Source organism: Frankia sp. RB5, from assembly GCF_059816245.1.
This window is the reverse complement of sequence record NZ_JCBATA010000088.1, coordinates 1-12,936: the sequence shown is the minus strand read 5'-3', so window position 1 is coordinate 12,936 and position 12,936 is coordinate 1. Positions and strand designations below refer to the sequence as shown.

Here is a 12,936-nt window from a genome sequence, read left to right as displayed (position 1 = left end):
GCCCGCCTCGCGTGGCGACGGCGGGCGCCCGGGAGCAGGCGCCGTCAGGCCCCGCTCGGCGCCGGGGACGCCGGCACCGGATGCGCTTCGGTGATCGGGTACCAGCGCCGGCACCACCGGCGCAGGTCACCGAACAGCTGGCCCTCGACGGTGGCCAGGGCGGGCGGGTCCTCATAGCGCTGGTGCGACCAGATGACGATGTCGTTCTTCAGCTGGGCGGTGGCCGCCCTCATCCGCCGGTCGAGCACGCCCGGCTCGTCGTCACCGTCGCGGCGTTCCAGCCAGACGGTCTGGAACATGGTGCTGGTCCGGTCGTCGATCGGCGTGGTGGCGAGCAGGATGACGGTGTTGTCATGCCCGGACAGTGCCGTGTAGGACAGTCCGATGCCCGCCTGCACGATCGACAGCGTGTCCCCGTCGTGGCTGCTCGGGTCCCAGGCGGTCCATCTGCGGCCGAAGCCGAGCTGGATGAACCACCGGTCCTCGTCGCTGCCCTGGCGCAACGCCACCGGGATGTCGCGGGTCTCGTGCACGAAGCGGAAGTGCACCGGGTCGGCGGCGTTCTCCGCCACGGTCTGGGGAAGGATCGTCACGTCGTCGTAGCGCACGAGCCCCCGCGGCGTCGCCGGATGGAAGGGCAGGTCACGGACGTGCTCCGCGACCTCGGTGAAGATGTGCGGCACCTCGCGCCCCGGCGGGCGGCCCGTGGCGTCGTGCCAGACGAACACGCACTCGTCCCGTTCGATCACCGGCCAGGCGGTCAGCTGCCGGCTGGTGTTGGGCCGGTCCTGGTACGGGATGTGGGTGTTGCGCCCCTCGCCGTTCCAGCGCCAGCCGTGGAACGGACAGACGACGCAGTCGCCGGCCACGGTGCCCCCGTAACCCAGGTGGCCGCCGAGGTGGCGACAGTAGGCGTCGAGTACCCGCGCCACGCCGTCCTCACCCCGATAGGCGACGAGGTCCTGACCGAAGTAGCGCAGCGGCTTCACGCCACCTAAGGGCAGCTCCGAGGACCAGGCGACCTGGAACCAGCCGGACGGTGTCATCGTTGGTCGTAACTGCTGCATGCGGTGTCCTCCATGTCTCGAAGCGAGGCCGTGTCTTGTAGCGAGGCGAGTGCGCGGACGGTCCGGTCGATCAGCGCCCGGCGCGCGGCCGGTCCCGGCGGACGCACGCCGCGGCGGCGGCCCATCGTCCGCATGAGCAGGGCGCCGACGAAGGCGTCGGTCTCCCACGCCGCGTCGACGTCGGCGCCGATCTCCCCCCGTGCCGCCGCACGTTCGAAGGCGATCCGCACCCCGCGCAGCCGCGGACGGATCGTGCGCGCGAGATACAGCTCCCACAGGTCCGGGTGGCGCGCGGCGTCCGCACCGAGACGCAGATGCAGGCCCAGGTTCGGCTGCTCGAGCACCACCAGCAGGTCCTCGGCCAGCAGCAGCAGGTCCCCTCGCAGAGATCCCGTGTCGTGGCCGGGCGGGGGGTCGGTCCACACGTCGAGGGCGGCGATCACCAGCGAGCGCCAGTCCGGCCAGCGCAACGCGATGCTGGTGCGAGGCACGTTCGCGCGCTTCGCCACCTGGCGCAGGCTGAACCGGCCCACGCCCTGATCCGCCAGTTCGTCACGAGCCGCCGCGAGCACGCGCTCGTCGTAGGTGGGATCCCGCGGCCGCCCTGTCACCGCCCCACCCGCCCTTCGTCTCCTCAATCCCCCGGCTCGGGACCCGCCCTTCTAGGCCACTGTGGCACAGAAGTGGCGATGTGAGCAACGCCGCGCTGCGGCGACGTGCCGCCTACCCGTTCAGCCGCTGCCAGGACGCCCAGCGCATGGGCACGGTTCCTCGTCCGACGATGTTGCGTGGCCACCGCGCCTCGGCCTGCGCGAACGGTCGCTCCGCGACGTCCAGGCCGTAGTAGAGATGGTGGCGCCGGTCGCGGAAGTACCACCGGCCCGCGCGACGCTCGTAGCGATCCTCGTACGCGATGGCCTGCCGCAGCCAACGCCCCTCGCCCCCGAGCTCGGCCAGGCAGGAGACCGTGCCCGCGGCGTGATCCGCGTCGGCAAGGTTGATCACGTGCCCCGCGATCAGCAGGATGTTGATCGGCGTGGCGCGCAGGTGCTCGGCGAACAGATCCCGCAGGGCCTGCGGCCCGGTCCGCCCCTGCTGGCCCACGACGTCCTCGACGAACAGCTCGACCAGGGCATCGAGGTCGCCGGCCGACACCGCCAGCGCGTACCGCGCGGCGAGCTGGCGGATCTCGTCATGGGCGATCAGCCGCTCGAGATCACCCATCCCCGACGGAGGATCCGACCGGGCCGGGCCGAAGTGGGGTGTGACGTCATCTTCTCTGGTCATCGAACCTCCCGACTCGGGGTCGGCCCGCTACCGGCGCGGCCCAGGCCCCCTGCTGCGACTGCGCATATGGGTGACGGGTCACGTGGTTGTGGCCGTCAGGACGCGGACCTGGTCGAGGACAGCCTGTCGGCAGGCCATCACGTCGAGGTTGGGGTCGGTGAACCATTCCCAGGCAACACCTCGGATCATGGTCGTGATGGCGATACTCAGCGACACGGGCTCGAGGTCCGGACGGACCGTACCGTCGCGGATGCCCTCCCTCAGATCAGCCTCGATACGTGTCCGAAGCGCGACGTTCTGCTCGTGGATCATAGGCAGGAGTTCCGGCAGGGACGTCGCCGCCTCGTGGGCGATGACGATATAGGCGCGGATGTTCTCCGCATCGGTGACCAGGCCGTCGAAGAACTTGATGATCTCGGTCTCGATGCGCCCGACCCCGCGCAGGGTGTCGGGCATCGATGGTGGGCTGCTCTCCCGTACGTGGTCGATGATCGCCGCGAGCAGCTTCGGTTTGGAGCCGAAGTAGTGGGCGGCCAGGCTCCGGCTGTAGCCGGCACGCTCGCCCAGGTCGGCGAGCGTCATGTTGGAGTAGCCGCCGCCTGCGAGCAGGCGGACCGCGGTCTCGAGCATGGCGGCGCGGGCAGCATCGCGCCGCTGCGCCTGCGTACGTCTCGGGCGCCGTGTGCTTGACGTCACCATCGCTCCATGTTACTTGTTGGACGTCTGACTAGTAAATGGGGAGATGCCGTGGACGACATGAAGGTCGGCGTTGTCACCGGGGCGGCGAGCGGGCTGGGGCTCGGGCTGGCGTCCAGCCTCGTGGACCGGGGCATGCACGTGGTGATCGCCGACATCAACGGCGAGGCACTCGCGGAGGCGGAGAAGCGACTTCAGACGGACGGCGTGGAGATCCTCGCCGTCCGGACGGACGTGACCAAGGCCGATGACGTCGCGGCCCTTGCCGGCAGGACCCGCGACAGGTTCGGCCGTGTCGACGTCGTCTGCCTGAACGCCGGGGTGTCACTGCGGGGCCGCGCCTGGGAACTGACGGTCGACGACTGGCGCTGGATCTACGACGTCAACGTGTTCGGTGTCGTCCACGGGATCCGCAGTTTCGTCCCGGGGCTCCTGGAGACGGGCGGGGGGCACGTCCTCATCACCGCGTCGAACAGCGCCGTCACGGTCCTTCCGGCGTTGGCGCCCTACGTGTCCAGCAAGCACGCCGTGCTCGCGGCCGCCGAAGTCCTGCAGCATGATCTCGTCGAGGTCGGTTCCGACGTGCGGGTGTCGGTCGTTCTGCCGGGCGCCATCCGTTCGGGTATGGCGGACGCGGTCCTCAACCGCCCGGCCGACTACGGCAGCGCGCGGGTGGACGAGAAGATCCGACAGGCGAGCCACGCCTTCCTCGACCGTTATGGGATGGACCCGCGCGTCATGGCGGATGACGTCCTGCGAAGCGCCCTCGACGAGCATTCCTTCTGCATCTTCACCCATCCGGCCGACGTCGCGACGCTTACCGCGCACACCGAAGCGCTCCGCGAAGGCCGGTTACCGAACGTCGTCTCTCACGTCATCCAGGAGAACTGATGAGCACTGACACTGTCTCGTCAACCGACGCCGAGGCGCGCGCTCGCGCCGCTGGCGTGCCGGTCATAGACTTTGACCCGGAATGCGATCCGAGGTTCAAGGACGATCCCCTCGGCACCATCCTGGCAGGGCAGCAGGTCGGCGACATCTTCTACAGCACCGCGGCGCGCGGCTTCTGGGTCATCACCCGCCACGAGCTGTTCAGGGAGATCAGCCAGGCCACGGACCGCTACTCCAACCGCGAGACGTTCACCTTCTACCGGGACCCACCCGACGTGTTCCAGATGCCGGCGAACCTGGATCCGCCGGATCATACGAAGGTACGCAGGCTGCTCATGCCGCTGCTGTCGCCCGCCGCGGTGAAAAGGCTCGAGTCGCGCGCCCGGGCGTCCGTCGCGAGGATCGCGGACGAGGTCGCCGAGCGAGGCAGCTGCGACTTCATGGCTGACGTGGCGCTGCGCATTCCGGCCGAGGTCTTCCTCGAGCACATGGGACTTCCGCTCTCGCGCGCCGACGAGATCATCGCCACCCGGCTGCTGCCGGGAAAGCTCAACGCCAGCAACGACCCGGGTGGCGTGCAGCTCAAGGCCGCGGTCGCCGCGGTACGCGCCATGTTCGAGGAGGTGCTCGCCGAGCGCCGCCGCCAGCCGGCCGATGACATCCCGACCTATCTGCTGTCCCAGGAACTCGACGGCCGGCCCCTCACCGACCAGGAGATCCTTCAGCTGTGCCACACGCTGCTCGGCACCTCGCTGGGGACGACGGCGTCGACGATGGCGTTCCTGTTCAAACGGCTCGCCGAGGACCCGGCGTTGCGCCACAGCGCCACCAGTACGCCGGAGATGGTCGGGGGCCTGGTCGACGAGGCCCTGCGGAACTTCCCGGCGATCCCCCTGCTCGCCCGGACCGTGCGCGCCGATGTCGACTTCCACGGGATTCCGTGGAAGGAAGGCGACCGACTCCTGCTTCTGCTCGCGGCGGCCAACGCCGACCAGGACGCGTTCCCGTCCCCGGAGCAGTTCGATCCGCAGCGCACGCCGAACCGTCACGTCGCCTTTGGCCTGGGACCACACCGGTGCGCCGGCGCCCACCTCGCCGGTATGGAACTGCGCGTGCTCGTCGAGGAATGGCACCGCCGCATTCCCGACTACCACCTCGGCGATCTGTCCGACCTCACCCACGAGGTGTCGGTCGCGGTCCGCATGACGACCCTGCCGCTCGTGATCGACTCGCCCGCGCCCTCGTTCTCCTGAGCCGGCAGAACAACCGCACCGCGGCCGCGGAAGCCGGCCACCAACAATCACCATGACTGCAAGGAGAAACACCTGTGCCCCGTTTGCGACTGTCCTTCGATCTGAGGCGTCCGGACTTCGTCACGGCCAGCTCGTCGGAGCTCGCCGCCACCATGCTCGATATCTGCGAGTGGGCTGATCGCATCGGCTTCGATCTGGTGTACTTCGGGGAGCACCACTGCTCCTCGGACGGCTACCTGCCGTCTCCGGTGGTCGCCTCGGCCGCCGTCGCCGGGCGCACCTCCCGGATACGGTTCCGCCCGATCCTGCTCACCCCCCTGTACCACCCGCTCCGCCTCGCCGAGGACCTGGCCGTCGCCGACGTGCTCAGCGGTGGCCGTATGACCCCCGTGTTCGCGGCCGGCTACCGCCAGGCGGAGTTCGACCTTTTCGATGTCAGTCTGCGTGAACGGCCCAGCCGGGTCATCGAAGCCGTCGAGACCTGTCGAAAGGCCTGGACGGGTGAGCCGTTCGAGTTCCGCGGACGCACGGTGACGGTCACGCCGACTCCCGCCCAGAAGCCACTGCCGATCGTCATGGGCGCCGCTGCCGAGGTCTCCGCCCGGCGTGCCGCCCACCTCGCCGACGACTTCGACCCCGCCGACCCCACCATCTGGGAGTTCTACCGGGACGAATGTCTGAAGATGGGGCGCGACCCGGGCCAGTGGGTTCCGCGCGGCCCGACGTTCCTGTACGTGACTCACGATCCGGAGGCGGCCTGGGCTGAGGTCGGCCCGAATCTCCTGCACGCCGCGAACACCTATGCCCAATGGATTGCCGACTCGGCAATGAAGTCGAACGAATGGTACCCGCCAATCTCGTCCGTTGACGATCTACGCGCTGGCGGCGCTTATCAGATCGTCAGCCCCGAAGGCTGCCTCGAGATCGCCCGGCAACTCGGCCCGGAGGGCCACCTGGTCCTGCGTCCCCTCTTCGGCGGCACCGAACCGAAGAAGGCATGGGCCAGCCTCCAGCTCTTCGAATCGGAAGTTCTGCCTCACCTTGACGTCACCACCTCCGATGTCTGAGGCGCAGGCGGTGGTGGAGGCCGAGAGCTCCGTGTTCGATCTGCGCGGGCGGGTGGTGGTGGTGACCGGGGCCAGCAGCGGGATCGGCGCGGGCCTCGTCCGATCACTGGCCACCGTGGGGGCGCGGGTGGTCGCCACGGCCCGGCGACGCGATCGGCTCGAGGCGCTCGTCGCGGACCTGCCTGGTGCCGACACACTCGCGGTCGCCTGCGACGTGGGGGTCGACGCCGACCGCGAGCGGCTGGTGGCCACCGTGCTGGAACGCTTTGGGCGGGTGGACGGTCTGGTCAACAACGCGGGCATCAGCGGCAGCGGCGTGCCTGCCACGCGGCAGAGCACCGAGGAGTTCCGCGAGGTGCTCGAGGTTGATCTGGTAGCGCCGTTCGATCTCGCCAAACGCGTGCTGCCCGCCATGCGAGCCCAGGGCGGGGGATCGATTGTCAACGTCACGTCGACGGCGGCGATCACCACCACCAGCCCGACCATTCCGCAGGCTGCGTACTGTGCGGCCAAAGCGGGGCTCGCTCATCTCACCCGCGAGCTGGCCCAGCAGTGGGGGCGTTACAACGTCCGCGTCAACGCCTTCGCTCCCGGTTTCTTCGCGACGGAGATGACGGGATCGATGACCAGCGAGGGGCGTCCCCCGGACTGGCTCGCCGACCAGCAGGCGATCAAAAGCACCGGTGGGGCCGAGGATGCTTTCGGCGTCGTGGCCTACCTGCTCTCTGACGCCGGCCGGTTCGTGACGGGTCAGCAGATCGCCGTCGACGGCGGGCAGACGTTGAGCTGAGAGGCAGCGAACCGCGGTCGGGGTGACCGGGCCTGCACAGGTGACCCCAGGCAACGCCCCGTGCGCGTCGGTGTCGACCCACACGGGGCGTTGTCCCCTCGCCACAGAACGTACGAGACGAGGAGAGCTGATCTCAAGGAGGACTTGTCCGGATACCTGACGGACCGCTCGTGGTCAGGTGAACGGCGAGGAGCATCCTCGTGTTCGACGCGCTGCACGGCCACGCGGCGAGGGTTCGGGCGAAGGCTGCGCGTAACACCCGGTGACGGTGGTCATGACCGCGGCCGACTTGATCGCTCTCGGCCTTCTCCAGAGCCTTGCCTGCGAGGCGGTACAGCCCGCGGAGCCGGCATATGTAGGCAGCAGGTCCGGAGATGTCGAGGAGCCGGTGCCGAGGGGCCCGCACGTCGCGAACGGATCTTTGCCGCTCCGGGAGAACGGTGGTTCGCCGAGGACCGACCCATCCGCCGCGTGCACGCCGACGCGTCCATGTTCGTCGGTGGGCTGCGGGCTTGCTGTTACAGTCCCTGCACCCCCTGGCGGAGAGTACGGGGCAACAGCTTCAACACGCTCGTGTCACACCCCGAATTACCCGTGGCTGGACGCCACACCCTGCCTCAGGTGCCCCGGGGGCGAGTGGCCCATCGGATCGTCGTGACGATCGACTGACCAGCCAGACGCCCGACCGTTGCCTCAGCCGCAGGCAGGTAGGGCAGCCTGAGAGGCCATCGCGTCCAGACCGGCATGAGTCCGACCGCAGCCGTGGCCAATGCGGTGTAGGGCGGTCGCGCGGGCAGGGGCAGGGGTGCCTGCAGCAGTAGGTAGCGGGCAGCCGAACGGGCCTCGGGGGTCCCGGCGAGTTCCGGTCGGTACTCGCGAAGCGCGGCATCCAGCTCCTCGCGCGTCCGCGGAACATCCGGGATGCCGAGGTGGCCCGCGATCACCGCCGTGTCGGCGACGTAGCCGTCGCACTCCTCGGGAGTGAGCCTGGTGTGGCCATAGCGCTGGAAAGCTGCAAGGAAGCTATCTGTCTCCGCCAGATGAACCCACCGCATCAGGTGTGGGTCGGACGCGTCGTAGGGGCGTCCATCCGGAGCTATGCCCCGTACTCTCCGGTGCACCGCGTGGACGCGGGCGACGGAGCGCTCGGCCTCCTTTGCCGGGCCGAAGGTCGTTGCCGCGAGGAAGTAGCTGGTGCGCGCGAGACGTCCCCACGGATCATGGCGGTAGTCCGAGTGCTCTGCGACCCCCGCCATGGCGAGCGGGTGCAGCGACTGGAGCAGCAAAGCCCGCAGCCCGCCCACGAACATCGAGGCGTCCCCGTGTACCCGGCGGATGGGTCGATCTTCGGCGAACCAGCGCTCCCCCGGTGCCGCGAAGATCCGCTCGCGACGTGCTGGACCCTCCGATCCCGCGACTCGGCTGAACACGTGGCTGCCGAGCCAGACGCGCAGCTCCTCCGTTCGGTCAAGGACGACCGTACTCCCCACCATTGCCCCATCATGCGCCGAGCAACCCGCATCGCGCGGACACTGCCGAGATGTCGACATGTCGCCCTTGAGATCAGGTGCTCTCGTATCGTACGTTCCGCCCATCACCTCAGGTGAAGGAGCGACTACGACAACCGCACCGAAGCGCGCGACCAATACCCCGGCTGTCAAAGCCACCCAGGCGACGCCCGAGACCTCCACACCCCCCCGCTGCTGACGAGCCCGTGACCGAGACCAGCGAGGTCGTGGCTGATGAGGTCGTCACCGAGGAGGTGCCCGCGAAGCCGAAGCGCCAGAACGTCAGCCACGACGGGTGCAGCCACGAGAAGACCAAGAGCGCTCGGGCGAAGTGCCGCCGGGACCGGGCGAAGGCTACCGAGGCCAAGGTGTCGTAGGCCCAACCAGAAGCCCCGCACCGGTGATTCGGGCGGGGCTTTCTGGTGTGCGCGATCGATGAGGTCGACATCGACACGTCACAGGGCAGCGTTCATGGTGCCCGAGGTCAACGCACGGCGAGTACACCCCGCGTCAGGGGTCATCCCACCGCTAGCGTCTGGTGTCGACCCAGGCAGCGTGTCGGTGCGGGGTCATGATCTCCCACACCCCGCGTTCGACCCGCGATCCGTCTGGGGTCTGTAGCTCAACCCCGTGGCGGACGACGTGCCCACCCTCAGGCGTCGCCTCGGGATCGTCGGGTTCGACTCCGATCATGACCAGGCCCATCGACCGGGACAGCAACCGGAGCCGCTGAGCGAGGGCGTACGCGAGGATCGTGCTCTCCGCGGGCACGTCCCGGCGATGGATGGTCAGGGTGCCGATCCCCGGCACGGTAGCCAAGCCCAGGGCGGTGCGCAGCAGAGCGTCCTGACGGACCGGGATGAAGTCGACCACGACCTCCGCGAGGTCCAGCGTCACCACGTAGGTCGGTTGTTCGGCCACGATCACGCCGTCCCGGTCGGGCAGGTCCATCTGCGGCAGGGTGCGGAAACGCCAGAGCTTTTCCGTGATCACAGGGTCTCCAGGTTCTCGGCATCGGAGAGCCACACGAGGGGGACGACGATCCAGTCCGGGTAATTGCGTTCGGTGGCGTAGGCGTTGGCGTCGGCAGCCGAGGAGAAGGGGCCGATAGCGCCTGCGGTGCGCCGCTCGACACCCTCCATGATCGACACCGCCCACACCACCCTGCCCGAGCTGGTCAGCTCACCCATCACTCACACCCGGGCGGCGCTTGCGGGGCCTGCCACCGCGACGGATCACGGTTCGCGAGAAGTTGAATTCTCTGGCGAGGGCAGCCGTGATGAACGCGGACCACTCGACCGGAGAGAACAGCAGAGCGCTTCCCCCGGGAGCGGCCGCGTGTCGTACCGCAACCGATCCGATGTCGGCGATCCCCTGATCCTCAACGAGCGCGATCTCTACCGCGTCGGGACCAGCACCCGAGGCGCGATGCCACGTGAGCTGGTCACGTTCCCAGACGCCCAGCTCCGCATCCACCTGGGCAAAGAAATCGTCTTCCCATTTCCCCACTGGCAGCCTCCCCGGGGGGTGTGGTGATGGAAGGGGCAACTCCGGCCGAGGGTTCGAGGGCATCCCGACCGGAGCGCCCCTTCTATTGCATCTGAAACGACCCCGCTTTCTCAACCGTCAAATTCCATCGGAATCCGCAGGCCAGATGCTGTGCGCCCTATCATTTCCTATGCTCGCCATCATCGCCGCGAAGGCGTGTTAGCGATGTGTTAGGAGAAGCCGACGGGACCACAGACGGTACTTCTGAAGGTGTAAGCAGTCCGCTACGCTGCCCTACGAGTGATATCCCGACCCACACCCACGAGAAAGGTTCGTGATGCCCGCCAGCGCACCCCGCACCAGGACGAGGGAAGCCGAGGAGATCCGCAGTGCGGTGCTGCGCGCGAAGCATCCCGGATGGAAGCCAGAACGTCTCGTGGCCTTCCGCCAGTCACTCGGCTGGAGCAGGGCGACGCTGGCCCGCAGGATTCGCAGGATCGACCCGTCAAACGTGCCGTTCACTCCCCCGATGGCAGGGGAACTCCAGGTCATGCGGCACGAGCGGGGATGGAGCTACCCCGGTGAGGACTGGCAAGCCGCATACAGCCACGTCACCGGTGCCACCCGGGTTGAGCTGGGCTTTTGCGCCCGTCTCTCACGAGGTGAGCCGAGCGTCACCGCGGGTGGCTTGCCACCTGGCGCGCCCGTCGCGGACGATGGGCTTGCCCAGCTCTGGACGTCACAGAGCCTGACCACCGCGTGGCAGGAGGTGATGACGACGGTGGACAGCTCCATGGAACGCCGGCAGTTCATCGCCTTGAGCGGCGTCGCCTTGACCGCTGCCGCACACGAGTGGCTGGTAGCTGACCCGGCACGACTCGCCTCAGCCCTGGCCGGGCGACGAGTAGACGCGGGTGTGGTGGCTGACCTGACAGCCGCCACGGACACCCTGCGGCGCCTGGATGACAAGCTCGGTGGGCAAGCCGTGTTCGGCATGGTCACGGAACAGCTCAGGGTCGTGGTCGGGCTGCTGCGAAACACGTCCTACAGCCAGGCAGATGGGCAGGCCCTCCACGGCATCGCCGCCGAGCTGGCGCGCCTCGCGGGGTGGACCACCTACGACGCGGGTCGCCACGGTGAAGCCCAGCGGTTTTACCTCGTCGGTCTGCGGGCTGCTCACGAGGCGGACACCCCGGGTGTGGCAGCGAACATCCTCCGGTGCATGGCGCACCAGGCCCGGTCCAACGGTGACCCGGGTACCGCCATCGAGTTGCTGAGGTCTGCCCGTGCCGGGTCGCGGGGACGCCTCACGAGCACCGAACAAGCCGTACTAGCCGCGGGCCTTGCCAGCGCCTACGGAGTTGCCGGTGATCGGGACTCTGCCCTGACCGCGTCAGACGCCGCCTATGCCGCGATCGAGCAATCCCAGCCGGACGAGGAGCCGCCCTATCTCTACTGGGCTGGTCCTTACACGATCGCCCACTCCGTCGGTGCAGCCCTCATGAGCACCGGCGATCCCACGGGTGCGATTCCGCACTTCCAGACGGCCATCGACCGGATCGGCACGGATCTGCCCCGCGATCGCCTCGGCTTCGTGCTCAACCTCGCCATGGCCCACACCCGAGCTGACGACCCTGACACCGCCATCGGCATCACCCGCGAGGCGATCACGACCACCACCGTCCCATCGTCGATCATGGCAGACCGCATCAGCGAGGTATGCCAGGCCATCACCGCCACGGGGCACCCCGGAGCGTCTGAGCTGGCCGAACACGCTCGCGAGACTGTCTGACCCGGAGCATCCACACCCACCCAAGACTGTGCGTGACGGCCGCTATCCGTACGGGTCATACACTCGCCTCATGGCATCGGGGGATTCCTTCGTCTTCGTGTCCTACACGGCCGCAGACGAGGCGTGGGCGAAGTGGGTAGCAACGATCCTGGAGGAGGCGGGCCTCACCGCTCGTATCCAGGTGTGGGACTCGACCCCGGGTACGAACTTTATCCAGTGGATGAACACGCAGCTTGCGGAAGCGCGCTGGACGGTAGCTCTCTACTCCAAGGCGTACTTCGAGTCCCAGTGGTGCACCGCCGAGTGGACCGCGTCCCTCGCACGTCAGACCCTTCTGCCCATCCGACTTGAGCGGGTGGAGCCACCCGCAACACTACAGGTGATCACTTGGGTCGACCTGTTCAACCTAGACGAAAGGCTCGCTAAAGAGAAAGTCCTACACGCGGTCGGAATGCAGGTCATGCCGCGACTTGCAACCTTCCCCGGAAAATCGACAGCGCAATCGTGGCCGCCATCCGAGTGGGTTTCACGTGAAGATTTTACCGAAGCGATCAAGCTACTTGGCTCAGGTCAGCGCCACGCTAGGATTGGAGGGATCCGACTTCTCACCCGGATCGCCGAGAGTCAGCCATCAGAGCAAATCGCCGTTATTGAAATTCTGTCCTCCTTTATAGTCGAGCATACGCGGGCGCTTAAGGACGAACGCCCCGACCCGCCTCTCATCGTGATTGAGACCGATGTGCAGGTGGCCCTAAACGCGCTCGGGAACTTGCCTGATAGACCGAGTCTGTCCCGGGCAAACCTGCAAGGCGCCCGACTCTTTGGTGCAGACCTGTCAGGGCTGAACTTTAGCTATTCAGACCTAAGTGACGTGGACTTTACTCGCGCCCATCTCAATTTCACCGACCTAATCGATACCGAACTAGCAGGCGCAAATCTGGCCGAGTCATTTGGTCTAGAGAATGAGCAGATTGAGCATTTTCAATGTTATTTTACGTGAATTGCGGGAATGTTCCGTCGCGCGCGTTTAAGAGAAAGTCCGGCGAACCAGCCGGAGAGTGGAAGTTGTCCGACTACTGTCCGTCCAGGCGGGAGAA

The 12,936-nt window shown here is 67.7% G+C and carries 15 protein-coding genes and 1 pseudogene; 8 read left to right on the top strand and 8 right to left on the bottom strand.

Annotation, left to right across the window (positions count from 1 at the left end):
- Positions 1-44 precede the first annotated feature (44 nt).
- From AC6EXY_RS30580 to AC6EXY_RS30565, 4 genes are all read right to left on the bottom strand, one after another.
- Complete coding sequence (locus AC6EXY_RS30580) at positions 45-1,067, bottom strand: Rieske 2Fe-2S domain-containing protein (RefSeq protein WP_499817364.1); 1,023 nt, start codon at positions 1,065-1,067, stop codon at positions 45-47.
- Entirely contained in the window at positions 1,043-1,678 is a 636-nt protein-coding gene (locus AC6EXY_RS30575; RefSeq protein WP_165818467.1) for a TetR/AcrR family transcriptional regulator, read from the bottom strand. The genes AC6EXY_RS30580 and AC6EXY_RS30575 overlap by 25 nt, the downstream gene beginning before the upstream one ends.
- Before the next feature lie 112 nt (positions 1,679-1,790).
- Positions 1,791-2,354: a nuclear transport factor 2 family protein gene (locus AC6EXY_RS30570; RefSeq protein ID WP_207770386.1), complete on the bottom strand. Its 564-nt coding sequence runs from the start codon at positions 2,352-2,354 to the stop codon at positions 1,791-1,793.
- Between the two features lie 78 nt (positions 2,355-2,432).
- Positions 2,433-2,984 carry a TetR/AcrR family transcriptional regulator gene (locus AC6EXY_RS30565; protein WP_499817363.1) on the bottom strand — a complete coding sequence of 184 codons (552 nt, stop codon included), beginning with the start codon at positions 2,982-2,984 and terminating at the stop codon, positions 2,433-2,435.
- Between the two features lie 126 nt (positions 2,985-3,110).
- Here AC6EXY_RS30565 and AC6EXY_RS30560 point away from each other — a divergent pair, with 126 nt between their 5' ends.
- From AC6EXY_RS30560 to AC6EXY_RS30540, 5 genes and pseudogenes are all read left to right on the top strand, one after another.
- A complete protein-coding gene (locus AC6EXY_RS30560) occupies positions 3,111-3,941 on the top strand; it encodes an SDR family NAD(P)-dependent oxidoreductase (RefSeq protein ID WP_499817397.1) in 831 nt (276 codons plus the stop codon).
- Positions 3,941-5,194 carry a cytochrome P450 gene (locus tag AC6EXY_RS30555; protein WP_101832839.1) on the top strand — a complete coding sequence of 418 codons (1,254 nt, stop codon included), beginning with the start codon at positions 3,941-3,943 and terminating at the stop codon, positions 5,192-5,194. Before AC6EXY_RS30560 ends, AC6EXY_RS30555 begins: the two co-directional genes overlap by 1 nt.
- Positions 5,195-5,268: 74 nt before the next feature.
- Positions 5,269-6,261, top strand: a complete 993-nt coding sequence (locus tag AC6EXY_RS30550) for an LLM class flavin-dependent oxidoreductase (protein ID WP_133150732.1) — start codon at positions 5,269-5,271, stop codon at positions 6,259-6,261.
- A complete protein-coding gene (locus AC6EXY_RS30545) occupies positions 6,254-7,051 on the top strand; it encodes an SDR family oxidoreductase (RefSeq protein ID WP_101832841.1) in 798 nt (265 codons plus the stop codon). The genes AC6EXY_RS30550 and AC6EXY_RS30545 overlap by 8 nt, the downstream gene beginning before the upstream one ends.
- A 351-nt stretch (positions 7,052-7,402) precedes the next feature.
- Positions 7,403-7,593, top strand: a pseudogene (locus AC6EXY_RS30540) (hypothetical protein); the annotation flags it as partial.
- Between the two features lie 75 nt (positions 7,594-7,668).
- On the opposite strand, the gene AC6EXY_RS30535 reads toward AC6EXY_RS30540, so the two are convergent.
- Positions 7,669-8,544: an oxygenase MpaB family protein gene (locus AC6EXY_RS30535; protein ID WP_101832842.1), complete on the bottom strand. Its 876-nt coding sequence runs from the start codon at positions 8,542-8,544 to the stop codon at positions 7,669-7,671.
- Between the two features lie 221 nt (positions 8,545-8,765).
- Here AC6EXY_RS30535 and AC6EXY_RS30530 point away from each other — a divergent pair, with 221 nt between their 5' ends.
- Entirely contained in the window at positions 8,766-8,936 is a 171-nt protein-coding gene (locus tag AC6EXY_RS30530) for a hypothetical protein (protein WP_165818470.1), read from the top strand.
- Between the two features lie 151 nt (positions 8,937-9,087).
- Here the strand turns inward: AC6EXY_RS30530 and AC6EXY_RS30525 are convergent, their stop codons facing one another.
- From AC6EXY_RS30525 to AC6EXY_RS30515, 3 genes are read right to left on the bottom strand one after another with little or no spacing between them, the layout of a single operon-like run.
- On the bottom strand, positions 9,088-9,552 hold the full coding sequence (locus AC6EXY_RS30525; protein ID WP_101832843.1) for a hypothetical protein: 465 nt from the start codon (positions 9,550-9,552) through the stop codon (positions 9,088-9,090).
- Complete coding sequence (locus tag AC6EXY_RS30520) at positions 9,549-9,749, bottom strand: hypothetical protein (RefSeq protein ID WP_101832844.1); 201 nt, start codon at positions 9,747-9,749, stop codon at positions 9,549-9,551. Before AC6EXY_RS30520 ends, AC6EXY_RS30525 begins: the two co-directional genes overlap by 4 nt.
- On the bottom strand, positions 9,742-10,068 hold the full coding sequence (locus tag AC6EXY_RS30515; protein ID WP_243407728.1) for a DUF397 domain-containing protein: 327 nt from the start codon (positions 10,066-10,068) through the stop codon (positions 9,742-9,744). The genes AC6EXY_RS30520 and AC6EXY_RS30515 overlap by 8 nt, the downstream gene beginning before the upstream one ends.
- 316 nt (positions 10,069-10,384) lie before the next feature.
- On the opposite strand from AC6EXY_RS30515, the gene AC6EXY_RS30510 reads away from it, so the two are divergent.
- Together AC6EXY_RS30510 and AC6EXY_RS30505 are read left to right on the top strand one after the other, a co-directional pair.
- Positions 10,385-11,839 (top strand): NsdA family TPR-like regulatory protein, encoded by a 1,455-nt coding sequence (locus AC6EXY_RS30510; protein WP_101832846.1) that lies wholly within the window; start codon positions 10,385-10,387, stop codon positions 11,837-11,839.
- Between the two features lie 97 nt (positions 11,840-11,936).
- Positions 11,937-12,839, top strand: coding sequence for a TIR domain-containing protein (locus AC6EXY_RS30505; RefSeq protein WP_499817362.1), 903 nt, complete (start codon positions 11,937-11,939; stop codon positions 12,837-12,839).
- Positions 12,840-12,936 lie beyond the last annotated feature (97 nt).

Excerpts from the sequence above, each read along its gene's own strand:
- AC6EXY_RS30580 (WP_499817364.1), bottom strand. The coding sequence starts at position 1,067 with ATGCAGCAGTTACGACCAACGATGACACCGTCCGGCTGGTTCCAGGTC.
- AC6EXY_RS30570 (WP_207770386.1), bottom strand. The coding sequence starts at position 2,354 with ATGACCAGAGAAGATGACGTCACACCCCACTTCGGCCCGGCCCGGTCG.
- AC6EXY_RS30565 (WP_499817363.1), bottom strand. The coding sequence starts at position 2,984 with ATGCTCGAGACCGCGGTCCGCCTGCTCGCAGGCGGCGGCTACTCCAAC.
- AC6EXY_RS30560 (WP_499817397.1), top strand. The coding sequence starts at position 3,111 with ATGAAGGTCGGCGTTGTCACCGGGGCGGCGAGCGGGCTGGGGCTCGGG.
- AC6EXY_RS30555 (WP_101832839.1), top strand. The coding sequence starts at position 3,941 with ATGAGCACTGACACTGTCTCGTCAACCGACGCCGAGGCGCGCGCTCGC.
- AC6EXY_RS30545 (WP_101832841.1), top strand. The coding sequence starts at position 6,254 with ATGTCTGAGGCGCAGGCGGTGGTGGAGGCCGAGAGCTCCGTGTTCGAT.
- AC6EXY_RS30535 (WP_101832842.1), bottom strand. The coding sequence starts at position 8,544 with ATGGTGGGGAGTACGGTCGTCCTTGACCGAACGGAGGAGCTGCGCGTC.
- AC6EXY_RS30520 (WP_101832844.1), bottom strand. The coding sequence starts at position 9,749 with ATGGGTGAGCTGACCAGCTCGGGCAGGGTGGTGTGGGCGGTGTCGATC.
- AC6EXY_RS30510 (WP_101832846.1), top strand. The coding sequence starts at position 10,385 with ATGCCCGCCAGCGCACCCCGCACCAGGACGAGGGAAGCCGAGGAGATC.